At 45.6% G+C, this 26,297-nt stretch carries 23 protein-coding genes and 1 rRNA gene; 22 read left to right on the top strand and 2 right to left on the bottom strand.

Annotated elements, in window-relative coordinates:
• Positions 1-13: 13 nt before the first annotated feature.
• The 9 genes from C6P11_RS09030 to C6P11_RS08990 all read left to right on the top strand — a co-directional run bounded on the left by C6P11_RS09030 (position 14) and on the right by C6P11_RS08990 (position 9,493).
• Positions 14-1,408 (top strand): DHA2 family efflux MFS transporter permease subunit, encoded by a 1,395-nt coding sequence (locus C6P11_RS09030; protein WP_135520483.1) that lies wholly within the window; start codon positions 14-16, stop codon positions 1,406-1,408.
• Between the two features lie 99 nt (positions 1,409-1,507).
• On the top strand, positions 1,508-2,410 hold the full coding sequence (locus tag C6P11_RS09025) for an NADP-dependent oxidoreductase (RefSeq protein ID WP_135520481.1): 903 nt from the start codon (positions 1,508-1,510) through the stop codon (positions 2,408-2,410).
• A gap of 90 nt (positions 2,411-2,500) precedes the next feature.
• Positions 2,501-4,348: a hypothetical protein gene (locus C6P11_RS09020; protein ID WP_135520479.1), complete on the top strand. Its 1,848-nt coding sequence runs from the start codon at positions 2,501-2,503 to the stop codon at positions 4,346-4,348.
• 225 nt (positions 4,349-4,573) lie between these two features.
• Positions 4,574-5,353: a DegV family protein gene (locus C6P11_RS09015; protein ID WP_245299857.1), complete on the top strand. Its 780-nt coding sequence runs from the start codon at positions 4,574-4,576 to the stop codon at positions 5,351-5,353.
• Positions 5,354-5,509: 156 nt separating this feature from the next.
• Positions 5,510-5,863 (top strand): hypothetical protein, encoded by a 354-nt coding sequence (locus C6P11_RS09010; RefSeq protein WP_135520477.1) that lies wholly within the window; start codon positions 5,510-5,512, stop codon positions 5,861-5,863.
• A gap of 5 nt (positions 5,864-5,868) precedes the next feature.
• A complete protein-coding gene (locus C6P11_RS09005; protein ID WP_135520475.1) occupies positions 5,869-6,189 on the top strand; it encodes a hypothetical protein in 321 nt (106 codons plus the stop codon).
• Positions 6,190-6,314: 125 nt separating this feature from the next.
• Positions 6,315-7,841 (top strand): MDR family MFS transporter, encoded by a 1,527-nt coding sequence (locus C6P11_RS09000; protein WP_135520473.1) that lies wholly within the window; start codon positions 6,315-6,317, stop codon positions 7,839-7,841.
• A complete protein-coding gene (locus tag C6P11_RS08995; protein ID WP_135520471.1) occupies positions 7,838-8,578 on the top strand; it encodes a DUF4811 domain-containing protein in 741 nt (246 codons plus the stop codon). The genes C6P11_RS09000 and C6P11_RS08995 overlap by 4 nt, the downstream gene beginning before the upstream one ends.
• Before the next feature lie 72 nt (positions 8,579-8,650).
• Positions 8,651-9,493, top strand: coding sequence for an aldo/keto reductase (locus C6P11_RS08990; RefSeq protein WP_135520469.1), 843 nt, complete (start codon positions 8,651-8,653; stop codon positions 9,491-9,493).
• A gap of 51 nt (positions 9,494-9,544) precedes the next feature.
• Here the strand turns inward: C6P11_RS08990 and C6P11_RS08985 are convergent, their stop codons facing one another.
• Positions 9,545-10,276: a hypothetical protein gene (locus C6P11_RS08985; RefSeq protein ID WP_135520467.1), complete on the bottom strand. Its 732-nt coding sequence runs from the start codon at positions 10,274-10,276 to the stop codon at positions 9,545-9,547.
• A gap of 206 nt (positions 10,277-10,482) precedes the next feature.
• Here C6P11_RS08985 and C6P11_RS08980 point away from each other — a divergent pair, with 206 nt between their 5' ends.
• The 6 genes from C6P11_RS08980 to C6P11_RS08955 all read left to right on the top strand — a co-directional run bounded on the left by C6P11_RS08980 (position 10,483) and on the right by C6P11_RS08955 (position 14,038).
• Entirely contained in the window at positions 10,483-11,145 is a 663-nt protein-coding gene (locus C6P11_RS08980) for a 5-bromo-4-chloroindolyl phosphate hydrolysis family protein (protein WP_135520465.1), read from the top strand.
• An 89-nt stretch (positions 11,146-11,234) separates the two neighbouring features.
• Positions 11,235-11,996 carry a matrixin family metalloprotease gene (locus C6P11_RS08975; RefSeq protein WP_135520463.1) on the top strand — a complete coding sequence of 254 codons (762 nt, stop codon included), beginning with the start codon at positions 11,235-11,237 and terminating at the stop codon, positions 11,994-11,996.
• 63 nt (positions 11,997-12,059) lie between these two features.
• On the top strand, positions 12,060-12,491 hold the full coding sequence (locus C6P11_RS08970; protein WP_135520461.1) for a DUF1810 domain-containing protein: 432 nt from the start codon (positions 12,060-12,062) through the stop codon (positions 12,489-12,491).
• A 99-nt stretch (positions 12,492-12,590) separates the two neighbouring features.
• Positions 12,591-12,947, top strand: a complete 357-nt coding sequence (locus C6P11_RS08965; RefSeq protein ID WP_135520459.1) for a hypothetical protein — start codon at positions 12,591-12,593, stop codon at positions 12,945-12,947.
• A 13-nt stretch (positions 12,948-12,960) separates the two neighbouring features.
• Complete coding sequence (locus C6P11_RS08960) at positions 12,961-13,365, top strand: hypothetical protein (protein WP_135520457.1); 405 nt, start codon at positions 12,961-12,963, stop codon at positions 13,363-13,365.
• A 310-nt stretch (positions 13,366-13,675) separates the two neighbouring features.
• Positions 13,676-14,038, top strand: coding sequence for a hypothetical protein (locus C6P11_RS08955; protein ID WP_135520455.1), 363 nt, complete (start codon positions 13,676-13,678; stop codon positions 14,036-14,038).
• Positions 14,039-14,196: 158 nt separating this feature from the next.
• On the opposite strand, the gene C6P11_RS08950 is transcribed toward C6P11_RS08955, so the two are convergent.
• On the bottom strand, positions 14,197-15,039 hold the full coding sequence (locus tag C6P11_RS08950) for a hypothetical protein (protein WP_135520453.1): 843 nt from the start codon (positions 15,037-15,039) through the stop codon (positions 14,197-14,199).
• A gap of 150 nt (positions 15,040-15,189) precedes the next feature.
• Here C6P11_RS08950 and C6P11_RS08945 point away from each other — a divergent pair, with 150 nt between their 5' ends.
• The 7 genes from C6P11_RS08945 to C6P11_RS11105 all read left to right on the top strand — a co-directional run.
• On the top strand, positions 15,190-16,041 hold the full coding sequence (locus C6P11_RS08945) for a Cof-type HAD-IIB family hydrolase (RefSeq protein WP_135520451.1): 852 nt from the start codon (positions 15,190-15,192) through the stop codon (positions 16,039-16,041).
• A gap of 121 nt (positions 16,042-16,162) precedes the next feature.
• Positions 16,163-16,951, top strand: a complete 789-nt coding sequence (locus C6P11_RS08940) for an isoprenyl transferase (protein ID WP_135520449.1) — start codon at positions 16,163-16,165, stop codon at positions 16,949-16,951.
• Between the two features lie 15 nt (positions 16,952-16,966).
• Positions 16,967-17,758 carry a phosphatidate cytidylyltransferase gene (locus C6P11_RS08935; RefSeq protein WP_135520447.1) on the top strand — a complete coding sequence of 264 codons (792 nt, stop codon included), beginning with the start codon at positions 16,967-16,969 and terminating at the stop codon, positions 17,756-17,758.
• Positions 17,759-17,856: 98 nt separating this feature from the next.
• The gene (gene rseP / locus C6P11_RS08930) at positions 17,857-19,116 is read left to right on the top strand and encodes an RIP metalloprotease RseP (protein WP_135520445.1); all 1,260 of its coding nucleotides are present in this window, start codon (positions 17,857-17,859) and stop codon (positions 19,114-19,116) included.
• Between the two features lie 143 nt (positions 19,117-19,259).
• Positions 19,260-20,981 carry a proline--tRNA ligase gene (locus C6P11_RS08925; protein ID WP_135520443.1) on the top strand — a complete coding sequence of 574 codons (1,722 nt, stop codon included), beginning with the start codon at positions 19,260-19,262 and terminating at the stop codon, positions 20,979-20,981.
• A gap of 524 nt (positions 20,982-21,505) precedes the next feature.
• Complete coding sequence (locus C6P11_RS08920) at positions 21,506-25,828, top strand: PolC-type DNA polymerase III (RefSeq protein WP_135520441.1); 4,323 nt, start codon at positions 21,506-21,508, stop codon at positions 25,826-25,828.
• 390 nt (positions 25,829-26,218) lie between these two features.
• Positions 26,219-26,297 (top strand): 16S ribosomal RNA (locus C6P11_RS11105); the annotation flags it as partial.

Raw genomic sequence — 26,297 nt, 5'->3', positions numbered from 1 at the left:
GAAGGTAGAAGAGATGGTTGAGAAAAAGACGGACGCCTTGCCAAAGCATGTGATTAACATGGCGTGGATTTTGGTGTTAGGCGCAATTGCACCGATGCTCGATGCAACAATGGTTAATATCACGGTTAATGATTTAGCACGCGATTTTGGTGCAACGTTGTCGACGATTCAATGGGTCATTACAGGTTACGTGTTAGCAACGGCCGTCGCGGTGCCGTTCGCGGGTTGGTTGGTTAATCGCTTTAGTGGTAAGTGGGTCTTTTTGGCAGCAGAAATCGCATTTGGCGTTTTCTCGCTAGCGTCAGCGCTGGCTTGGAATATCGACAGTCTGATTGTGTTCCGACTTTTCCAAGGAGCTGCAGCTGGTATGTTGACGCCATTACTAACAACTTTGCTAGTGGACCTAGCTGGTAGTGATGCGATGGGACGCTTGATGGCGGTTGTTGGTTTGCCAATTATGCTTGGACCTATCTTGGGACCGGTTGTCGGTGGGATTGTGTTGCAATATGCGTCATGGCGCTGGATTTTCTATATCAATGTGCCAATTGTGATTTTGGCCTCATTCCTAATTGCGCTAAAGTTGCCGAACTTTGAAGCAAAAGATCGTCACGCGAAGTTTGATGTCATTGGAGTGGCGCTACTAGCTGGTGTCTCATCAACAATCATTTACGGTATCGTCCAAGCTAGCACCAAGGGTGATTTCACTAACCACACGACACTTGCTTACGTCGGTGCGGGCGTGGCGTTGATGGTGGTTTATGGTATCTACGCACACTTTATGGGCGATAAGGCGATTTTGCCAATTCGCTTGTTTACGCGCAAAAATTTCTCTGCTGCGATGGTGGGGATGGTCGTTGGTGGTGTGGCAACGAACGGCGCAATGCTCTTGTTGCCTTTGTTCTTCCAAAACTTGCGTGGTGATTCAGTGATTGTGGCTGGGCTGTCACTCATCCCACAAGGTGTCGGCATGTTGTTGGCACGACCAATTGTTGGTAAGCTAATTGATCGCATTGGCGCACGTTATGTCACGATTGTTAGTCTGTTTATTACCTTGGTCGGTACGGTGCCATTTGTGTACTTCGATGGGCACACTGCCTACTGGCTAGTTGGTCTCGTGTTGTTGGTTCGCGGAATCGGAGCTGGTGGTATCTTGTCACCTTTGATGACGGATGCCTTTGTTGGTGGTAGCCAACGGGATTCTGGGTCAATCTCAGTTGCCTCACGTACCTTCCAAAATATTGGTGGTGCCTTTGGTTCAGCTGTCATTGCAACGGTGGTCGCCGGCTATATGACAACGCACACCAGTATTGCCGCTGGGTACCAAACCGGCTTTGCCTGGTCAGCAGGTTTGTCATTGTTGATTTTGATTCCAGCATTGTTCTTAACGAATAAGCTAAGTAAAAAGTAGTCGCAAAAGCGAAAACGCCTAGATTCTGATTTTTCAGTCTGGGCGTTTTGTGCGTGACCGTGGTATAACTAACGTATTAAATGCATTGGAGGCATTATCATGAAAGCTGTTGTTTTGCATCGTTTTAATGACTTGGACTCATTAACAGATGAAGAAGTGCCAACGCCGGTAATTGGACGTGACGAAGTGCTTGTTCAAGCGCAGGCCCAGGCGGTAGATCCAGTTGACTATAAAATTGCAGAAGGCATGTTGGGTGGCCAAGTACCGATGATTCTCGGATCAACGGTTGTCGGAGAAGTCATCGCGGTTGGTGAAGACGTGACGTCATTTGCCGTTGGTGACCGAGTGGCTGCGCAAGTTCGTGGTGGCGCGAACTATGCCGAACAAGTTGCGGTTCCAGTTCATTTAGCGGCTATTATTCCAGCAACTGTTTCATATGAAGATGCGGTATCAGTTGTACTTGGCGGACAAACGGCTTATCAAGTTATCGAACGTGGCTTCAACTTGCAAGCAGGACAAAAAGTGTTGATTAACGGTGGTTCAGGTGCGGTTGGTTATGTGGCCCTACAACTAGCCTTGGCAAAGGGAGCCGAGGTTGCGACGACCGCATCTGGCTGGGGTGCTGACATGTTACGTCAACAGTTCCCAAAGGTACAAGTGTTTGACTATAAGCAAGACGATTTTACAACTGTACTTCATGATTTCGATGCCGCATTAGACACGGTTGGCTCGGAAAAAGTATTGGCCGACTCTGCTAAAATTCTGACATCAACTGGTAAGCTAGTCTCAATTGTTGAGCATCAAGCAGATGATCCACGGTTTATCAGTTTGATTAACAAGCCGGCCGGTGAAAATCTGGCCCACTTGTTTGCGGGATTGGCTGATGGGTCATTGCAAACAATCATTGACCAGACATTGCCATTAAATGCAGCAAACGTTAAAACTGCTTATGACCGGATTAAGCGCGGTGGTTTGCACGGTAAGCTAGTTTTCACACGTTAGAGTAAATGAACGCCCCTGACTAGCGAACTGTTAGTCAGGGGCGTTTGCTGTATACTACTCTTAATTAAAGTAGTTGAGAGGGATAAAATCATGCAACTCAAATTAGATCAAGATGGTTTTATTGATGAAGCGTTGGTGGACGACGTACGGGCTGGCTTATCAACGGCCGGAACGGCGTTGGGGCCAATCAACAAGCGGACATTGAAGCGTAATCGCCAACAATTTCGTGAACTAACGGCATCATTTGCTAAGCAAACTGAATGGGTGAATGCCCAACAAATGAGCGCAGCAATTTTGGATGATGTGTATTTGGTGACTAACAAGCCAACGATTGCATGGGATATTGAAGATGTGTTGTTGGGATTGACCTTTACGATTGGGTCGCATGATCAATTTCAAGCATTGGATGATGAAACGATAATTGCGTTCACGACAGATTTGCTACAATTCTTGGCTTTGAATGGGATGGCACAAGTTGATTTGGCGCCGAGCCTTGCTGAACAATGGGTGGTTGCTGAATTAGCTGCTTATCGCGAAAACTTGGCTAACGAGTCATTGGCCGACGAGGCGTCACAAACGACCGATACGATTAAGCCGTTGTTGGCTAAGCTGGCCACACAATCACAATTTGTGGCACTGGACAGTGCCGTACAAGAGTCAATGGTGACGACAATGCTACCGCTGTTCGCTGATATGATGCGTGAAATTGCCCATGAACCACTCGGCAAGTGGACGACGAACGGCTTAAAGCGCATTTTGTTTAATTACTTTGTGCCAACGGTGGTTTTGACGGTGGAGCAACAACAAAACTTACCCGATGTGATTGCGATGTTTATTGATGCTAATCCGGCCGTGGCCGTTGATGCGCCAACGTTTATGGCGGCTGCGCAACAACTTGCTTGGCAGTTTGAACATGAGGCATCGTACCCAGGTTATTATTCAGCTGATAAGCGCGTGGCAACGGTTGCCACTGAGGCCGGCATCAGTTTGAATGATCAACAAGCATTGGACGAATTCGCGGATGACTATTGGGCTAGCAAGGCGGGCCAAGAAAAGTTTGGCGCAATTGGCCGAGGTTTTGGTGGTCTATGGGATTACTTGGAAAATGAACGTTTGTTCCAAGATGTTAAGTTGAAGAACCAAGACGCACGCTTGTTCTACCAATACATGGAACCGTTCTACATTCAAAGTTTGGATCCGGATTGGGAAGCTGATTATGACTTTGAACGTTGGCAAAAAACGATTTCCCACAACACGCAGTTAGTGGTGTTGGATACGCTGTATGGTCGAACAAAGGTTGAGATGATTAAGCACATTGCGATGGCGTTCGGCCACCAATCAGCGGATGAGACCCACCATCAGGTGCAGGTTTGGTTGCAACAAATTAATGATTTGTTGGGACCGGTTGTGCAACTGAATGACCGTGGCCAAGTGGTTTTTGATGATAAAGAACGTTTATTGCAAGCGGTTCAGAAGGAACTACACCAAACTGAATTGGCGAAGCTACCAGTATTGATGGCGACAACGCCAGCTGAGTTACGTGAGGACAATCATAACCAAGTTGATATCTTTATTGAGAAGTTGCAAATTCAATTAGGGGATGTGTTGGAAGCTGATCAAATTCGTTTGGCTGAAGAAATCCTTGATAATCTCACGGAGACGGCGGGCGGACAATGGCAAATGCCACTACAAGCGCTATCAGATGAGAACTTCACGAAGTTGTTGGCCAGCGAATTGTTTGGCGTGTTAACCATGCGCCAAGCCTATTTCGGGTTACAGATTATCATTGCTTTCTTGGATAACTCCCGCGCTTTAGCAGAATTAACCAAGCCACGCTTCGATGAATTTGTCCGCCTTATTAAGACAATGCAAGACCAACAAGTGTCACAATACTTGTTGGATATCGCTGAACGAATGACACTTGAAACGCCAATTTAATTGATAATGAAACTCCTGATTAGCGCCATGCTAGTTGGGAGTATTTTTTTGCGCTATTGCAACACTGACCCGTATTTTAAAATCGTCCTATATATGATATAGTTTTAGATACTAGATGGTTTAGTTATTAAACATAAGTGTTTTAACCAGAAGGTCGAGGGGGAATTTGAAATGGCTAAAGTAAAAATTGTAACTGACTCAACAGCGCGTTTGACGCCGTAAGAAGTGGCTGCATATGATATTGCGGTTGTACCTCTAACGGTGATGATTGATGGCGTGGTTTACCACGATGGGGTATCAATTACACCAAGCGAATTTATTGAGAAGATGGCGGAAGCTAAGGCGTTGCCAACGACATCACAACCATCACTGGGCGCGTTTACGGAAATTTATGAAACGATGCCAGAAGATGTTGAAATCTTGTCATTGCACTTAACAAACAAGTTGTCAGGAACGGTGCAAGCTGCTGAACAAGCATCACGCATGGTGCCACAAGATGTTGTTGTGCGTGATTCGAACTACATTGATCGTGCCTTGGCGATGCAAGTGTTGGTCGCTGGTCGCATGGCCGAAGCTGGTGCAACACGTGATGAAATCTTGGCAGAATTGCAACGCGTTGAAGATAATACGGAATTGTACCTAACTGTTAGCACGTTGAAGAACTTGGTCGCAGGTGGTCGTTTGTCAAAGGCGGCGGGATTGATTGGTTCATTGTTGGATATCAAGGTTGGGGCGCACGTGCCACTTGGTCAAATCACAATGGAAGTTAAGGGTCGTGGTAAGAAGACAATCAAGGCCTACCAAGACTTGATTTTTGAGCGTATGCAAGCGGAAGAAAACGGCATTGCGGTTATCGGTATTTCACACGCCGACGCAGCTGAAGATGCTGAAAACTTGGCAGCACGTGCCCGTGAATTGTTCCCAGATGCAATTGTGGATATTGCGGAAACAACGCCAATTGAGTCAACGCACGCTGGCCGGGTGCAATGGGTATTTCTTACTTGAAGAACTACGCCTAATTAATTTGAATAAAACGCAATGCTGATGGTTGTTAAGCCATCGGCATTTTTTATTTTCCATTGAGCTTTTGAGAGGGTTAATCTGAATAATTCTGGTATGCTGAACTCATAGAACGCCATGCAATTCTATTGGAGGGGCCACATGAAAAAATTAGTACAGTGGGGAATTGGTATTTTGGGTGTTGCTGCAGCGGTTGGGATTGGTTATGTGGGGATGGGGATGATTAGTGATGCTCATTTAACGGATAAGGTCACCATGAGTGCCAAGCGACAATCATCAAGTGCACAGCAGACTGATAAACCTAAGCAACAGAAAACAATTTTTCAGAAAATTGCTGGCCGAGACTTCTGGTTCACATCCGGAGCTGGTGGCTGGCGCACTGTTATGACTATTAATGAAGATGGGACATTTTCCGGTAAATTTACGGATTCAGATATGGGTGACTCGGCGGCCAATTATCCCAAGGGGAGCATTCGGAATTCACGGGCCGTTTAGAAAATGTGCAAAAGGTATCGGATACCGCCTACACAATGACGGTGGCGCAACTTGATTACAATCCAGCGGATGTGACAACGATTGTGGATGGCGTGCGTGAAATCACAGCTGAACCCTACGGTATTGGTTTAAATGATGCCATCACGATTTATTTGCCCGGTCAGGAAATTGATCGGAACGATACCACGTACCGTATGTGGTTGGGAACTGGTGGACCGTATGGTGACGCGACAGCTTTCATTCAAAATGAGAAATTCACGTTGCCAACCTTATTTGATACCACGCAACACTATGCCTGGATTGTCTATCCGGCATCACAAGTATAAGAACTTTGAAAACACTGAACGGGTCAACTGTTCAGTGTTTTTTGCATGAAAGGCAGGGCTTCATCCCCACAATATTCAAATTCACTCCGTAAGATAGGGTGAATAAAGTTATTGAGGGGGTAAATATGGCTACAAAGCAATTTACAGACATCAATGGCAAACCGTTCAATCGTAATGCGATGGTTGCGGTGCTATTGATTGGAACGTTTGCCGGAGCGCTGATGCAGACATCGCTCGGAGCAGCCATTCCAACGCTGATGTATGATTTCGATATTACGTTAGCGACCGCACAGCAGGCAACGACGTGGTTTATGCTGGCGAACGGGATTATGATGCCAGTTTCGGCATTCTTATCAACCCGTATACCGACGAAAGTGTTGTACATCACAGCATATTTGCTATTGTTTATCGGTATGACCATCACGTCGCTGACGCCAGCCGACCATGATATGTGGTGGATGTTCCTAGGTGGCCGAATCATTGCCGCGATTGCGGTTGGTATTTCGATGCCACTAATGCAGGTTGTTATGGTGAACATTTTCCCAGCTGAAGCGCGTGGGACAGCCATGGGACTGAATGGGATTGTTATCGGATTAGCGCCGGCGATTGGACCAACGTTATCTGGCTGGTTGCTACAAAAGCACGGGACAGTAATGGGTTTGAACTTGAACGGCTCGTGGCGTTTGATTTTCCATTTGCCAATGGCCGTACTAGCGCTGGTCATCATTGCCGCGCCGTTCTTTATTAAAAACGTCATTAAGAACGAACGTATGAAGCTTGATTTACCATCACTGGTTATTTCAACGGTTGGGTTCGGATCATTCTTGTGGGCGTTTACCAACGTTGCAACCGATGGCTGGGGCAACGTGAAAACGGTTATCGCACCAATGATTATAGGTGCCTTAATTATTGTGCTATTCGTGCTACGTCAGTTACGTTTGGATGAGCCGTTTGTGGACGTTCGTGTGTTTAAGAATAGGCAATTCACGTTGACGACCATCTGTGTGATGATGTCGATGAGTGCCATGATGGGGGTTGAAATGATGCTTCCAACGTACTTGCAGAACGTGCACTTGTTAACGCCGTTGCAATCAGGACTAACATTGATGCCAGGGGCACTGATGATTGGTGTTATGGCAGTGTTGGCAGGACGTGATTATGATCGAATCGGGGCAAAGCGTCTGACAATTACCGGCTTTACATTTGTGGCAATTGGGACGTTACCATTCTTGTTCTTGTCACCAACAACGCCAACGCATTTCATCACGACCCTGTACGCGGTGCGTATGTTTGGAATTGCAACTGCACTAGTACCGTTGACGGCGATGGCGATGGCGGTATTGCCAAAGAACGAAGCGCCACACGCGACCGCGGCAAACAACACGGCCCGTCAGGTAGCGTCAGCAATCGTGGTGGCCTTGCTGTCATCTGTGACGCAAAACGTCATTGACAATCACGAGCCAGCCAAACACTTGGAAACGACGAACCCATTACAATATGGGGCTGATTATTTGGAGGCCTCAATGAAAGGGTTCCACGTGTCATTTGCAATTGGTTTGAGTTTCGCGATTATTGGGATTATCGTCGCACTGTTCTTGAAGGGCGGTAAGATTGTGCCAGTAGCAGCAACGAATGAGGAGGATGTAGCATGATTATTCCGATTTTAGCAGTTGTCGCGATTCTAACTTACTTGGCATGGATTCGGATTGAACCGCTGGCCTGGCGTATTCCGCTGGGACTGATCAGCGGTACGGTCTTCGTGGCCTTGGTGATGTTATTGTTAGTTAATTTTGATCGTCATTACGGCATGGAGAAGGCTACTAAGACTGAGACGCAACAGATTTATTCGGCGGTTGGTGATAAGTTGCCAATTGGTATCCTGGTGACGAAGGAGTTGGGAACGAAGTCGGATAACTATGTGTTGGTGTACGCTGATAAGCCAGCTAGCAAGGCGACCGCGCATTTTGTGCCTGACACCAAGCATATGGTTAAAGCAGTAAAAAAGAGCGCAACTTATCGAGAAGCCAACGTTGCTAAAGCGACTGTTAAAACAACTACCACGCGTTGGGAGTGGCGAAACGAGGCTTTTAAATTCCTCCTTGGTTTTGGCGGTGAAGGTGGCACGATTGCGAAGCAAAGCTCAGTTGTCACAATTCCAAAGTCGATCTGGTTGGCGGTAACCGACACGCAAGCTAAGCGTCTGACAAAGTTACAAGGCAAGCAAGATGCGACACAACAACAAGCCTTGCAACAAGCGGTGGCTGAGCAAGTCATGGCTTATCGTGAAGCAAATCCAACGGCGACACCAGCACAGCTAGCCCAAGTTGAACAAAAGGTGACAACCGAAACAACGCTGGCAACGGTCAAAAAGATGTTGGCCGAAAACTGATGCCCTTTTTCTGACCACCTTGGCGAAGTGGTCGTATCATATTGCGTATGAAGTTGAAAAGAGGTCTGAACGATGTCATTTTTACACGAAACATACACACTAAATAACGGCATGTTGATGCCAAAGATTGGCTTGGGAACTTGGCAACAAACCAAGCAACAAGCACATGATTCAGTTGCGGCTGCTTTGGCGGCTGGCTACTTGTATGTTGATACGGCGCAGATGTATCAAAACGAAGATGCGGTGGGGGCTGCGATTGCAGAATCTGGCATTGATCGCGACACATTGACGATTTCGACTAAGACTGACGCCAGCATTAAGGATTACCGCCATGCGGCTGAGTCAATTGATGCCTCTTTGGCGGCGTTGAACATGGACTACATTGATTTATTGTTGATTCACGCACCACGTCCTTGGAATCAAATGGAAGTACCAAACGTGCGTCCAAGTCGTGGTAATAACTACTACGAGGAAAACTTGGCGGTTTGGCAAGCGATGGAAGAAGCGGTCCAAGCTGGTAAGGTAAAGAGTATTGGCGTGTCTAACTTCAACAACGAAGATGTGAAAAACATTTTGGATATTGGTTCAATTACACCGGCGGTTAACCAAATTATTTATCACATTGGGATGACGCAAGATGTGAACCAACCATTTGATGAAGCGAATGGGTTGCTAGTTGAGGCATACAGCCCAATTGGGACGGGCCGTCTGTTGCGTATGCCAGAGTTGCAAGAAATTGCCGCACACTACGATCGCTCGGTTGCGCAATTGGCTATCCGTTATGCTTTGGCTAAGGGCACATTGCCACTACCAAAGGCTAACCACCCAGAATATGTTGCGCAAAATGCGGATGTTGATTTTGAAATCAGTCCAGCTGATATGCAACTATTGGATGCAATTAAGATGCCATACTAACAACAAACGAAAAACGCTCTTACCGCAACGAAGTGGTAAGAGCGTTTTGTATTACTGAACAGTTGAAACATTGAATGTGACTGGATAATCATTTGTGCCTTGCGCGGGTGTAATACGGGCTGCTGTAAACTGCATCTGTTGATAGTCGAAATCATTCGAGTCAGTCAGCACAATGAAATTACCAGACTTTGAATCACCGGGTTCAAGGATGCCAGTATTAAATTGGTCGTACATGTAGTGACCGACACGCATGTCAGAATGCGTAAAGGTTTGGCCGTTCCCATCAACTAGCGTCCAACCAGCAACGTTGGTGTTCAATAAATTGATGGCTTGGTTGGTGTTATTGGTGATGGTAACGCGGAGTGTGACACGATAAAATTCGTATGGCAATGACACGTCAGCCTTCACAAATTCCTTTTCGGCTGGTGAGAAAAGTGATTCTAGATTAGTCGTATCCAAAATGTTGATATGTGAAATAGAGAATTGCAGGCCGTTAGCCATGGTGTTCATGCCGATATCTTTATCCATAAACGTTGATTGATAGTCTTGATGATTATTAGCTGGTGCGCGTGAGTAATCGATGGCCGATGAACTCGATGCACTTGTGGCACTCGAGCTGCTGGAAGTAGTCGAAGATTGTGCGGTCAAGGGCGCAGAAGTGTCATTAAAATCGTGAACGGTATATCTGGTTGCTTTTGGTCCGTAAATAGCGATAACATAGAAGCCAAGCAATAATCCGCTGAAAATCACGAGTATTAAGATTTGGCGGGTTAATTTGGTCATGGTTCGGCTCCTGTTTTTTTAACAGTATACACCTAGTATAAAAGGGGCGACTAGTGACTGCCGTAGAAAACGAGGGAAGCAGAGTAGATGTTGTTAAATCTGAGAACGCTAACGGCGGTTGAATTACGTCGCAATAAATTAATTGCCGTCTTTTTGATGGGGCCCTTGGCCTGGAGCTGACGACGGTTGCACCGCGAGCCAGTGTCGTGATTCTGATTGGTGCCGTCGTGTCCGGCGTTTTGCCGAATGATAAGGTGGCGGTGCTGTGGCTAATGCCAGCGACATTGTTGGTTGGTGTGCTGTTTCTAACGCAACCAACTTGGCTGGTGAAAGGTATTTTTGCCGGCGTTGTGTTACTTGTTCGGTTTGGGTTATTGCAAGACAAACCGATTACGCAAGGGGCGACGTTGCCAACTAAATATACGTATGATCTGACTGGATTATCACGCAAGGATAAGCAAGCTTTTCAAAAGGCGTTCGCTGTCGGTTATGAGGATATCCAAGCAATCAATGCGGCGGTTAAGGACGACGCGCAGTTGCAAACAATTGCGGATCAATATCAATTCGAATTGTTCACGGATAACATTATGGCGACATTAGCTGAGAAGCCGGAACGTCTTGTGTTGGCGGATGAGTTCCTTTATAACCACGTACCAAACACGTTGAAAATCGTCCGTATGTACATGACTGTGCAAAAGCAGACATCAGTATCACAAGTCGCTAATGAACAACTCGTTCAAGCGCAAAATACATTGGTTGCGTTGTTTAAAGAAATAAAAGTGGATTACCACGTCCTGACGCAAGTCGATTCGCAAGCGCTATCAGAGCAAATTGCGATTGCGCAGCTAACGATGTACAACCGAAATTAAATAATAATCGTGAGCTGGTTTTCCAGCTCTTTTTTTACGCAAAAATTCAAATTAACCCAGTATGATAGAGGCGAAGGGGGGTGACGGAGTTGGATGAAAAAGACAAAGAGCTGGATCAATTGATTTATGATACTTACGGCATTATTGAGTCGGAACCAGATGAAACCAAGCCGACACCTCGTAAACCGCGCCACCGTCGCCGGCTTATCTACACGAGCATTATTTTGCTACTGGTGTTCGGATCGGTCGGGAGTAGCTTTGAGCCAATTATGAGTGCGATTAACTACAGTTCGCAACGGCGCCAATTAAATAATTTAACGATTAAACAGGCCGAGACGGGTAATGAAAAGTTGCTCCGAAATGGTGGTTTCGGTCCGACAAGTGATTCACTGGGGATGTACACTGGTAAAAACGGTGAGCTAACCGTTGCAATTGTGCAATCAGATTTCCAAACGACAACGCCGAATGTGCAACGTGCACTTAAAGGCGCGATTAAATTCTGGCGGGTGAAATCACAGGGCAAAATTAATATCAAAGAAGTTCAGCAGCGCCAGAGTCCAGATGTACTTGTACGAGCGGGGGCGATGGGAGATGAAGGGACTGACGCAGGAACGCACGCGTTGGCTTGGATGAATCCATCTACTGGTGAACTACGTGTATCAGGTGATGTGTTGTCATTGTCGAATCAAAACACGTTGACGAAAACGTTGGCTCATGAACTTGGGCATGCCCTAGGGTTAGGTCATACGACTGATGGCCACAATATTATGAGTGCAATGCTTTCGCCAAAAGCGGATGAGGTTTCAACGAACCAACTGACGCACATTGAGACGTTCCAATCTGAACGTTGAACCAAGGTGAAAACAGCGCATCATGCTAGAATTAACTTATCAATATGAATGAGGTGATAGGTCATGGATGAAGCATTGGCAAATGATGTGCAACGATTTGTTTTGGCACAAGAAAACGCAAACAGCTTTCAAACGGCGGTTGATGAATTGACGGCTGGTAAGAAGGATTCACACTGGATGTGGTGGGTATTCCCCCAGTTGCGTTCACTAGGTTCAAGTGAACGCGCAGTTTATTATGGCGTGGCAGATGCGGATGAGGCTCGTGCTTATTTGGCAAACGAGACACTAGCTGAGCGTTTGTTGCATGTCACGAAGATTGTTTTGGACTTGAAGGCAGCTAACATTGTTGATGTCTTTGGGGATGTTTATACGCGCAAGTTGCAAGCATCATGGACGCTGTTTGAAGCAGTCGCAGATAACAAAGTACCATTTGCAGAAGGACTAGATTTCTACTTTAACGGGGAACGTCATTCAGCAACATTGGCCGAATTGTAAATAATAACGGGCACTCGAAAATTCGAGTGCCTTTTTTGTGCCCACGCGAATTCAAAGTGTTAACATTTAGGTGTTGAAAAGAAACGAGGCTTATTAGTGATGAATCAAACAGTATTAAAAGCAGTAGAACGTGTCACTTGGAACACAGAACACCACTTCTTGCATATTAAGAATCAACACGAGTTCAAGCGCCAACTAGCGGTGCAATTCGAAATGGGGTATTCGGATGCCCGTTTCATTCAATTCTTCTTGGAAACGCAAGAAAGCGATGATGACATCTGGCAAACGTTTACAGATGCCTTTGAAAAGGTGACGGCGTTTGAGTACGCGTTTATCGCAGGCGGTTTGGAAGGCTTCAATGAGCAATTTGGGGATCAAATGGCTGCTTATGATGAAGCGCACCAAGAGTTACTAAGTATTTTAGAACAGGTAAAGTTGTTAGCAACAACGTTTTAGGGGGCAATCACAAATGTTTGATTACAAGGCATATTTCAAGGAACGCACGATGCGTGATTACACAGTTGCCATGGTTTTGCGTATGATGGCGGACAATGGTTACATGGGACAACATGCCGTTGATGTGTTGTCTGAGACTAATGCAGAGATTACGTCAGAACCATTCCCAGGCGAGGCAGGACTACGTCAATTGTACGTTCACATCGATGGACAACAATTTGTCGTTCGATTTAAGGTGAACCTAGAGACCGGTGACACGACAGTTCGTGATGCTTGGCGTAATGATGAGCAAACCCATGTTGATGAGTTGAACTTCATTGACTATTGGTACCCAACTTACTTCCCTGATGGTCAGGTAGCTGATCGTGTAAAGGATTGGTATGCAGTTGCGGATGCTAAGCTACAATTTAAGGCATAACGAGTAACGAGACCTGTAAAATTTGTACAGGTCTTTTTTGTGTCAAAAATTATCAATCCGTGGGACTTCACGTTTCTGCTTCGTCCAAAATGATGGACAAGACACACAAAGCCCATAAAAAGGACACGAATAAAACAATGAATGCGATTTCAAGGACATAGCTTATTCAAACAATCGCCTAAAATTAGAAGATTATATAGGGTAGACTGTAAATAACTTGGAACGACATTGTGAACTGTGGTGGCTCATGAAAAGTTTTTTCAGGGTATTGGACGGAGAAAGGGCACTTTCTTTTTAGAGGAGTAAAACGATGAAAAAACGATCAGCAATTTTATGTTTTGTCACCTTTATGGCAATGAACGTGGTAACGATGGGAGCAGCAAACGCAGATGCTGTACGCCCAGTCGTGGCCCAATCATCTTTGATTGAGAAGTTCGACGAGATGATTCAAGGTGTTAAAGACAAGTTTAGTGGGCAAACAGAATCTGACTATAATGAACCAATTATTGAATCGCCCGATGGCGAAATGAAGCCAACGCAGGTAACGGATATTTCGGTTTCGGAAAATGCAAAGTCAGAGCCCGTGACTGTCGGCGCGGTTGATACACCAGACTTGGAAAATCGCCGTTGGGCCCGTGATGTGAACGCTGGCCGTACGGAAGAAGGTGTTTAGCCAGTTCGCATGGCTAAGAACCATCCAATTGTCTTTTTGCTAACGATGTTAGTCATCGGTAACGCGTCAGCTGTCTTTGTTTATCGCGTTAAGCGCCGCCCAGTTACATCAGAAATCTAAAAAACGCCCTCGCACTAAATTTGTGCGAGGGCGTTTTGCTATTTCTGTTGTAGGAAAATAACCAACACAGTGATTGCTTGTAGCAGGGAGAAAATGCCCATGCGGTACTTAGGCTTCAAGTCGAGATTAATTAGAACCATCCATGTGAAGACGATAATGATAATCGCTAGCAAGGTCCATAAGTTCCATGGCAACGTTAAGACATCCAGCAAAAGAATGATACCGAAGGCCAAAGACGTGGCGCGCTTGTTGCGACCGGTTGGTACGAAAATGCTACTCATGTAGTACAGGTAACTGAATAGCAATGGCAACAAACTTAGAATAAATGGTAGCGTCAGATAAGTGTTTTGTTGATAGAAAATGACGACCGGCATGGCTAATGTGGCGATGCCGGAATACATAATTAACCCAAGAATGTTTTGCAGGTTTAACCACTTAACGTTGATCAACAATAACGCTAGGGGCAACAAGCCTAACAAGATGATTTGTTGAATCGTGACTTGTTTATATAGGAAGTACAAGAAGACAATCGGAATCAAGATAACTGCGAAGTTTAACCAGCGAGAGAAACCACGGTTAAAGGTTAAGAAAATCGCCAACGCCAAGATAAGACTGTAGGTCATCAAAAGCGGGTTGTGTTGCCATTGACCACTCGTCAAATTTTTTGAATAAATGAGCGGATAAACCCACCAAATTGCTAGTTGTGACACAACAGCAAACAAAATCGAGAACCACTGAATTTGTTGCCACTGTGGTCGGTTGTCGATGTGTTGTTGTCGACGTTGTGGGCCGCGGTGAAGTGGTTCGGTTGATGAAACCGTGGCTTGTGGTCCATCTAATTGGTTGAGTCGATTTAAGCTGGCTTGATAATCGTCATTCATGAACGGCCTCCTTTTTAATGATATTTTTCATTTAAATGTAATTAACTAAACTAACCTTATAATTGTAGCAAATTCGGCGCAGTCTCGGACAGTTTGTTATAATGACTTTTAGGTAAAAGAGTGAATTAATTGTGAAAGGGAAGCAGAACAATGACGATTAAGTTAATTGCAACCGATATGGACGGTACATTGCTACGTGATGATCGCACATTTGACTATGCACGAATGGAGGCATTGTTAGATCAAATGGACGAACGTGGCATCCGCTTTGTCGCAGCAAGCGGTAACCAATATAAGCAACTGCGTTCTTATTTTGAACCGGTTAACCCTGACCGCATTACGTATGTGTCAGATAATGGTGCGTTGATTACCCACAAGAATACAGTGTTGGCTGAATCAGCATTGTCACCTGACCAAATTGCACGTGTCTTGCAATGGAATGCTGAGACACATGCGCACATGGATAATTTGATTATTTTGTCAGGAACGAATGGGGCCTATGTTTCAAACCATGCGACGCCTGAAATGATTGCGGCTGTTAAGACGTTCTATCCAACGGTTCACCAAGTTGAAAAGTTTATGGATGTCGAAGATAGTATTTTCCGCTTTTCATTAGTTTGGGACCAAGACGTTGATGTGCACCATCACGTACAACAATTGCGCGATGTCTTCGGTGAAGAGTTGCACACCACGGGTTCAGGATTCGGATCGGTTGATATATTGGCGCCAGGGGTTAACAAGCGTACTGGCCTGGAACAACTAGCGGCGGAATGGAATATTAAGCCGGAAGAAATGGCGGCCTTCGGTGACAATGGTAATGATTTGGAAATGCTTCGCTACGTGAAGTACCCATTTGTTATGCCAAACGCCGAGGACTTTATGAAGGTTCGTATTAATAATTTGGCCGTAAACGACAATAATCACAACGGGGTTTTGGATACAATTGAAGCCTTGTTGGGTGGTGCGTTTAATGATGACGATGAGTCAGTTTTTACTAAGTAAGCGTTATCGTTGGACTAAAAGCCTATACGCAGTCTGATAAACTGCTATAATGGGTAAGATTGACATGCGTAACTAACTTATTGGTTGCGCATTTTAGATTTATAGAGGCGGAGGAAACGTTGTGTTTTTCAAAAAGCGACGAGTCATCGATTCAGAAACAACGACACAATTAGATAAGACACGCATCCCTAACCATATTGCGATTATTATGGATGGAAACGGACGCTGGGCTAAGCGACAAAACTTGCCTCGTGTAGCCGGTCACCAACGTGGTATGGAAGTGGTTAAGGATATTACCAAGGCAGCCAGTGATTTGGGTGTTAAGGTGCTGACATTGTACGCATTTTCAACTGAAAATTGGAAGCGTCCTGAGACTGAAGTCGGGTTCTTGATGAAGTTGCCAGGGAAGTTTTTTGATACCTTCGTACCTGAGCTGATTGAAAACAATGTCCGTGTCAATGTGATGGGGTATATTGATCAACTGCCTGCTGATACGCAACGTGCCGTTAATGATGCGATTGCGCAAACTGCTAATAATACGGGGATGGTTTTGAACTTTGCCTTGAATTATGGTAGTCGCGCTGAAATCGTGACGGGTGTGCAAACGTTGGCCGAACAAGTTGCGGCTGGCGAGCTTAAGCCTGAAGAAATTAATGAAGCAACAATTAGTGGCGCTATGATGACGGCACCACTTGGCGAATATGCAGATCCAGATTTGCTAATTCGTACCAGTGGCGAAATGCGTTTGTCTAATTTCTTGTTGTGGCAATTGGCATACGCTGAATTCGCCTTTGTTGACGAGCACTGGCCTGAGATGACACAATCTGTTTTCGAAGGGGCCATCGCAACCTACCAATCACGCGATCGTCGTTTTGGTGGTATTGCAGAAAATAAAAGTGATAAAAAATAGAGGAAGTTTAGGACTATGAAGACACGTGTCATTACGGCCATTGTCGCATTGGCGATTTTCTTGCCAATTTTGTACGCTGGCGGTATTTGGATTCAAGTGGCAGCATCAGTGCTTGCAGTGATTGCAGCTGCCGAAGTCGTCTTGATGCGCAAGACGTTGTTGGTTGATTTTGGAGCAATTTTGACGATGATTGGTGCTTTGGTGATGACGTTACCAGTCAATTTGTGGGATGCCATTCAAACACCAGTTGTTTTGCACCGCTCATCATTGTTGTACATCTTTGTTATCTTGATGTTGTTGCACACGGTGATTGCTAAGAACAAGTTTAGCTTTGAGGATGCCGGTGTATTCACGTTGACGATGATGTACGTTGGTATGGGATTCGGCATGATGGTGGCCGCACGTAACACTGGCTTGGATACGTTGATGTTTGCCTTCTTGATTGTTTGGTTGACGGATTCAGGCGCTTACATGATTGGTCGCAAACTTGGTAAGCACAAGCTAACGAAGATTTCACCAAACAAGACTTGGGAAGGTTCAATTGGTGGAACGGTGGTTGCGGTAATTGCAGCAGCCGTTTACACGTACTTCTTCCCACAAGCCTACAGCTGGCCAGTTATGATTGTCATCAGCATCGTGCTTTCAGTAGCCGGTCAATTCGGTGATTTGATTGAATCTGGTTTGAAGCGTTTCTACAAGGTGAAGGACTCAGGAAATGTCTTGCCTGGTCATGGTGGTATCTTGGATCGTTTTGACTCAATGTTGATTGTTTTGCCATTGATGTACTTGATTGGTTTGTTCCACTAAACTAAAAGATTCGTAAGCCTGGGGGAAATTAAAGTTTCCTTCAGGCTTTTGTTGTATACTAGGCCTATCATAATGGGAACACGTGGAGAGTTTAACTGATGACAACAATTATTACGTTTATTTTGGTGTTCGGCCTGTTAGTGGTCGTGCACGAATTTGGACATTTTTATTTTGCGAAGAAGTCCGGCGTTCGTGTCCGTGAGTTTGCAATTGGGATGGGGCCCAAGTTGCTACAGACGCGACGCAACGGTACGACCTATACGATTCGTATCCTGCCGGTTGGTGGTTATGTTCGTATGGCGGGACGCGCGGAGGCCGAAGAAGAAAGTATTCGCCCAGGTATGACGGCCGTCGTTGTTGAAACGGGCGGTGTTGTAACGCGCTTGAATTTGTCAGAACAAACTGAATTGGTCGGTGGCCGTGCCTTGACGGTTAACCGCATCGACTTGGTTGATGACATGTTTATTGAAGGATACTGGGATGGGGATGAGTCAACGTTGGTTAAGTTGGCTGTTGATCACGATGCGTCAGTGATTGAAGCTGACGGTACCGAAGTCCTAGTCGCACCACGTGATACGCACATTGAATCAGCTAAGTTGTGGCAACGTGCTTTGATTAACTTTGCTGGTCCGATGAACAATTTCATCTTGACGTTAGTGTTGTTCCTTGGTTTGGCATTTGCAATGCCTGGCGTGACAACGACAACGTTGCAATCAATCGCGCAAGATTCACCAGCAGCGAGTGCTGGCTTGAAAAAGGGCGACACGATTGAAGAAATCGCCGGTGTTAAAATGACTTCTTGGCAAAAGACGCAAGATACGATTCAAGCATTGCCAGGTAAGAAGACGACAGTAGTGTACGAACGTGATGGTAAGCAATTGACCACGAAGGTGACGCCTAAGTCGGTTAAGAATGGTGGTATGACGATTGGTCAAATCGGGGTGACACCAACCACAACCAAGGCGGTCGGACCACGTGTGGCGTATGCTTTCCGAGCTACAGGACAAGCGATGACGCAGATTTTCCGCGCGATTCAGAACTTGGTGCAAGGATTCTCACTGAATAAGTTAGGTGGACCGGTTGCCATTTACAAGAATACGGAACAAGTTAGTTCATATGGGTTCTTGGCAATTGTGTCATTTGCAGCGTGGTTGTCAGTTAACTTGGGCATGATGAACTTGCTACCAATCCCAGGTTTGGATGGCGGTAAGTTGTTGTTGAATGCAGCTGAAGCAGTCATCCGTCGTCCGGTACCTGAAAAGATTGAAACAACGGTCACACTGGCTGGTGTTTTGTTCTTGGTACTGTTGATGGTGGCGGTTACTGGAAACGATATTTTGCGTTATTTTTTTAAGTAAGTGAGGAAGGGATGCCGACTCGGCATCCCTTTTTGTATACTTTGTGCGAATGAGTAGGGTAGTTCTTGGGTAACTGTGGTAAACTAGTAAAAGAAGTTTTAGTGACGTTATGTCGTCAAGATTAGGGATGAGGGAAGGTTTCCATGAAACAATCAAAGGTTTTTATTCCAACTTTGCGTGAAACTCCAGCCGACGCTGAAGTTATCTCGCACCAAATGATGTTGCGTGCCGGTTACATGCGTCCGGTTTCAGCCGGTGTTTACGCATACTTGCCATTGGCACAACGCGTTTTGAACAAGATCAACACGATTATTCGTGAAGAGATGGAGAAGATTGACGCGATTGAAATGTCAGCACCAATGCTTTTGCCAGCTGAAATGTGGCAAGAGTCAGGTCGTTATGACACGTACGGTCCAAACTTGTTTAAGTTGAAGAACCGTCACGACCGCGACATGATTTTGGGACCTACTCACGAAGAAACGATGACGACGTTGATTCGCGATGACATTAAGTCATACAAGCGTTTGCCATTGACGGTTTACCAAATCCAAACAAAGTTCCGTGATGAAAACCGTCCACGCTTCGGTGTTTTGCGTGGTCGCGAATTCATTATGAAGGACGCCTACTCATTCTCAGTTGACCAAGAAGGTTTGGATGAGTCATACAAGAACATGGAATCAGCCTACATCAACATTTTTGATCGTATTGGCTTGGACTACCGTGTCATCGTTGGTGACGCTGGTGCCATGGGTGGTTCAGACTCAAAGGAGTTCTCAGCTCCTGCTGAAGCTGGTGAAGATATCATCGCTTACTCAGATGAGTCAGATTACGCAGCTAACTTGGAAATGGCGAAGGATTTGTACACGCCTAACAAGTCACATGCGCAAATGGCTGATTTGGAAAAGATTGCCACGCCTGAAGTTAAGACGATCGAAGAATTGGCTGAATACTTGCAAACAACACCTGACCAATTGGTTAAGACGTTGTTCATGTATGCTGATGACCAACCTGTTTTGGTTTTGGTTCGTGGTGACTTCGAAGTGAACGAAGTTAAGGTCCAAAACTTCTTGCACGCTGACGAGTTGCGTATGGCAACTGAAGAGGAAGCACAAGAAATCTTGGGTGCACCATTTGGTTCATTGGGACCAGTTGGTGTTGGTGAAGATGTTAAGATTATCGCCGACGAATGGGTAACTGACATGGTTAACATTACGGTTGGTGGTAACGAAGCTGGCTTCCACTACTTGAACGCCAACGTTGATCGCGACTTCCGCATCGACGAAGTGGCTGATGTTCGTACGGCTCGTGAAGGTGATTTGGCAATTGACGGTAAGGGTCGCTTGCAATTTACTAAGGGTATCGAAATCGGTCACATCTTCAAGTTGGGTACGCGTTACTCAAAGACGATGGGCGCACAAGTTTTGGATGCTAACGGTCGTCAAGCTGATGTCATCATGGGTTCATACGGTATCGGTGTGTCACGTTTGTTGGCAGCGATTGCTGAGCAAAACGCTGATGAAAACGGTTTGGCATGGCCAACATCAGTTGCACCTTGGGATGTTCACTTGGTACCAATGAAGTACTCAGATGAAACGCAAAAGGCGTTGACTGACGATTTGAACGATACGTTGGTTGCAGCTGGTTACGAAGTTTTGGTTGATGACCGAAACGAACGTGCCGGTGTTAAGTTTAACGATTCAGACTTGATTGGTTTGCCAGTCCGTGTCACGGTTGGTAAGAAGGCCGGTGAAGGTATCGTTGAAGTTAAGTTGCGTAAGACTGACGAAGCGATCGAAGTCCGTGCTGAAGAATTGGTGGCAACGCTACAAATCTTGTTGCACCCTGAAGTTGATGCACAAGCTTAATTAAAGATAGTTAGAATGCTACCTGGTTAATGCCGGGTAGCTTTTTTGTTGGTTGTGATTGATAACGCTTTCATAAAATAGACACATTTTCGTGCAATACTAGTAAGTATCAAAGATAAGTGAAGGAGGACGACCGTATGCGCAAGTTTTTGTGGGCCGTCATTGCTGTGCTAACTGTATTGGCATTTACCCATTTCTAAATGCTGGTTTATTATTAGTTTAAGTTTGCGTGCGTAATATTAAGAATGTCGATAAGGGATACAGTGATATTCATTCGACAACCCATAAATACTACTCATAACCTACAGGTCTAACCAACCTGAAACCTACTCCTTAAAATTTATGATATGCTGTGACATGTCATAAGAATAGATCGCTGAATTGCCCGTTCGGATTGATCCGCTAAACGCTATCCATTAAGTTGGATGGCGTTTTTTGTTTGTATGTTAATTCGATACGTCGTTGTAACTAGAACAAGGTATAATTAAACGCATATTGAAAAATGAGAGAAGGGAGCCCCTAACATGGCGTTGACCGCACAAGAACAATTCCAAACGCTATTGCAACAATTGCAATATGAGGAAGTCCCTGCTAGTTTGCAGCAAACGGCATTGACCAAGCTAGCCGTGCACAAACAGTCTAAGGTTTGGCAATTCCACTTGGAAATGCCTGCGCTACCACCAGTGCAAGATATGGCTGCTTTGGTAGCACGTATGCAAACGGCTTTTGCCAATATTGCTCAGACCACTTACCAATTGCATCTAGCAACCCAGCCAGATGCCCAACAAATCGTTGATTATTGGACATGGGTGTTGCAACAACATCAAAATGAACCGGGTGCCTTCCGTCAGGCATTTGCCCATGTGTTGCCACAAATTGCTGACAACCAATTGCGTTTGACGTTTGATACAGCAGTTTGGGCGAACTACGCCCGTCAAACTGGATTGCCAATTATTGAAAACACCTACAAGAAGCTTGGGGTTGGTTATCAATTACCATTTAACATCCAAGTTGATGAACAATTGGCTGCTGAATCACACGCGCAAGTCATGGCGCAACGTGCTGCGCAGGATCAACAATTGGCTGAAATGGCCAAGGTGCAAATCGAACAAGCAGCCAAGCAACGTCAATCTGCGCCACGTAATGGTGGTGGCGGGAATGGTGCGCCAGGTACGCTTGGTCGCAAGATTGCTGCTGATTCTGAAATCACCAAGATGGCTGATATCGAGACTGAAGAACGTTCTGTTATCGTCGAAGGGTATGTCTTTGATGCCGAAGTCCGTGTTTTGAAGTCTGAACGTCAATTGTTGACGATGAAGGTGACGGACTACACGAGTTCATTTATCTTGAAGAAGTTCTCACGTGATGAAAATGATGAAGCGTTCTTTGCTGATTTGAAGCCGGGTACGTGGATTCGTGCGCGCGGTCCAATTCAACAAGACGACTTTGTCCGTGATTTGACGATGACGGCCTACGACATTGAAGTGATTAAGCACGCGCCACGCATCGATCCTTATGAAGGTGAGAAGAAGCGCATTGAATTGCACACGCACTCTGTTATGTCGACGATGGATGCGACTAACGGTATTGGTGACTACGTAAAGCAAGCTGCCAAGTGGGGCATGGATGCAATTGCCGTTACGGATACGGCCGGCGCCCAAGGTTTCCCTGAAGCAGCGTCATCAGCTGCTAAGAATGATATCAAGATGATTTACGGTGTTGAGGTTAACTTGGTTGAAGATGGTGAGCCGATTATCTTCCACCCAGATCACACCAAGCTTGATGAAGCTGAATTTGTGGTATTCGACGTCGAGACGACTGGTCTTTCAGCTGCCTATGATCGGGTAATTGAATTGTCAGCCGTCCGTATGGTTAAGGGAAACGTGGTTGCTGAATTCTCAGAATTTATCGACCCTGGCTTCCCACTAAGTCAAACCACGGTTGATTTGACATCAATCACGGATGACATGGTGCGTGGTTCTAAATCAGAAAAGCAGGTCTTTGAAGAATTCCGTGAGTTCTACGGGGATGCCATTCTGGTTGGACACAACGTGACATTTGACATGGGATTCATGCAAGAAGGTTATGCCCGTCACGGGTTAGACCCAATCTCGAACCCGGTTATCGATACGTTGATTTTGGCCCGCTTCCTATACCCAAACATGCGTTCATACCGTTTGAACACGTTGGCTAAGCACTTTGGTATTGTGCTGGAGCAACACCACCGTGCCATCTTTGACTCTGAGACAACGGGTCATTTGAACCGTGTGTTCTTGGAGCAAGCACGTGAAGAGTATGGCATCGAGTATGCTGACCAATTGAATGACCACATGATGGACAACGATGCATGGAAGCACGGACGTCCTAATCACGCGGTTGTGTTGGTGCAAAAGCAAGAAGGTGTTAAGAACCTTTATAAGATGATTTCTGAATCAAACACGAAGTACTTGCAGCGTGTACCACGTGTACCGCGTTCTTTGTTGAACAAGTACCGTGAAGGATTGCTACTTGGAACTGGTGATAGTACTGGTGAGTTCTGGGAAGCGTTGATGCAAAAGGGATATGCTGCAGCTAAGGCTAAGGCAGAATACTACGATTACATCGAAATTCAACCATCAGCTAATTATGTGCCAGCTTTGGAAGGTGAATTGATTCAAGACGAAGCCCGTTTGCGTGATTTGATGATGCAAGCTGTGAAAATTGGTGATGAATTGGGTAAGCCAGTTGTTGTCACTGGGGATGTGCACTATCTCAACCCTGAGGATGCGATCTATCGTAAGATTTTGATCAGCTCACAAGGTGGTGCTAATCCGTTGAACCGTTATAGTTTGCCGGATATGCATTTCCGTACGACCCAAGAATTGTTGGATGACTTTGCTTGGATGGGTGAAGACCTAGCTAAGAAGTTGGTCATTGATAATACGCACGTTGTTGCCGATATGATTGATGAGGTTGAGGCAATTAAGGGTGGAAACTATCCACCTAACATGCCAACGGCTGACGATGAAATTCGTGAAAAGTCATATGCAACGGCTTATCGTATGTATGGTAATCCACTACCTGAAATTATTGAGGCGCGTATTGAGCAGGAGCTACGTTCAATCATTTCCAATGGATTCTCGGTTATTTACTTGGTTGCCCAACGTTTGGTGGCGAAGTCTAATAAGGATGGGTACCTGGTTGGATCACGTGGTTCTGTTGGATCATCATTGATTGCCTTGCTAGCGGGTATTACGGAAGTTAACGCGTTGCCACCGCACTATCGTAGTGAGAGTGGTGACTATGTTGAATTCGTTGACCCACGTGAATATGAATCTGGTTATGACTTGCCTGAAAAGCTCAGCCCAGTTGATGGAACGAAGCTGATTGGGGATGGCCACAACATTCCGTTTGAGACTTTCTTGGGATTTAAGGGAAACAAGGTTCCCGATATCGATTTGAATTTCTCGGGTGACTATCAGCCATTTGCCCACAATTACATGAAGTCACTGTTTGGTGAGAACAACGTGTTCCGTGCTGGAACAATTGCGACCGTTGCTGATAAGACAGCGTTCGGATACGTGAAGGCATATGAGCGTGACCACGATAGTAGTTTCCGTGGTGCAGAGATTGAACGTTTGGCAATGGGTGCAACCGGTGTTAAGCGTACGACTGGACAGCACCCGGCCGGTATCTTGATCGTGCCGGACGATATGGAAATCTATGACTTTACGCCAATTCAGTTCCCGGCTGATGATTTGTCGGCTACTTGGCGTACAACACACTTTGATTTCCACTCAATCCACGATAATATCCTGAAGATGGATATCCTGGGACACGATGATCCCACGATGATTCGTGCTCTACAGGATATGTCGGGTATCGACCCACAAACCATTCCGATGAATGACCCGGGTGTGATGAGCTTGTTCTCATCACCAGAGTCATTGGGTGTTGAAGAAGAACAAATCTTCTCTAAGACGGGAACGCTGGGTGTGCCGGAATTTGGTACGGCCTTCGTTCGTGGTATGTTGGAAGAGACGCACCCGAAGAATTACTCAGAACTGCTACAGATTTCTGGTCTGTCTCACGGTACTGACGTGTGGCGTGGTAACGCCGATGAGTTGATTCAACGTGGTGTGGCGACAATCGGTACTGTTATCGGAACGCGTGACAAGATCATGACCGACTTGATTAACTATGGGGTACAACCCGAATCATCATTCCAAATCATGGAAAAGGTGCGTAAGGGTAAGGGTATCTCGGATGAGTACCAAGCCGAAATGCGTGCCGCGGGTGTGCCGGAATGGTATATCGAATCTGGTTTGAAGATTAAGTATATGTTCCCGCGTGCCCACGCGGCAGCCTATGTCTTGATGGCGTTGCGCATTGCCTACTTTAAGGTGTACTTCCCAACGTTGTACTACGCAGCGTACTTCTCAGTGCGTGCAAGTAACTTTGATATTGTGGCAATGTCACGTGGTTTGAACACGACAAAGGCCCGTATCCAAGAGATTCGTAAGATGGGAAATGAAGCATCTGCCAAGGACAAGGATTTGATGACTGTACTAGAGTTGGCAAATGAAGCTCTGGAACGTGGCATCAAGTTCAGCATGGTTGATCTTTATAAGTCTGATTCTGAACAGTGGTTGTTGGATGGTGATACATTGATTGCACCGTTTAACGCTGTGCCTGGTTTGGGAGATAACGTTGCCAAGCGCATCATTGCTGCGCGTGCGGAACGTGAATTCTTGTCAAAGGAAGACCTTGCCCAACGTGGTGGTGTTTCTAAGACATTGATGGATTATCTTGATGAAAACGGCGTGCTTGCGGGGATGCCGGATGAAAACCAACTAGCTTTGTTCTAATAGAAGTTACTATATATAGATATAAAACAAAGGACTCTCAGCGATGGGAGTCCTTTTTGTATTGTTCGGAAAATATTTGTAAATCTTAGCAGTTGACGAACATTCCATTTAGGGGTATATTATTCAAGTACCAAATAACAGGTACGACGCATGTGAACAACATGTGAACAGAAAGTGAAATTAGTTGTTGACAATTGATTATGACTTCTGTATTATAGATTAAGTCGTCAGGGCGACGACGTAGGTCATTGAAAACTGAATATCGTTTCGATGAAACAAATGTGTAGGGTCATCAAGCTAAGCTTGATGCAAAAACATTTGCGAAGTCAATTCGCTAGTAAATTCGTTTAACTTCTGTTAAACAACAAAAATTGAGTTATACTCAAACTTCAAATTGAGAGTTTGATCCTGGCTCAGGATGAACGCTGGCGGCGTGCCTAATACATGCAAGTCGAACGCTTTGTGGTTC

The sequence above is a fragment of the Weissella confusa genome (genome assembly GCF_004766315.1).
Taxonomy (GTDB): domain Bacteria; phylum Bacillota; class Bacilli; order Lactobacillales; family Lactobacillaceae; genus Weissella; species Weissella confusa_A.
The sequence above is the reverse complement of the archived record's forward strand: the minus strand, read 5'-3'. Positions and strand labels throughout refer to the sequence as shown.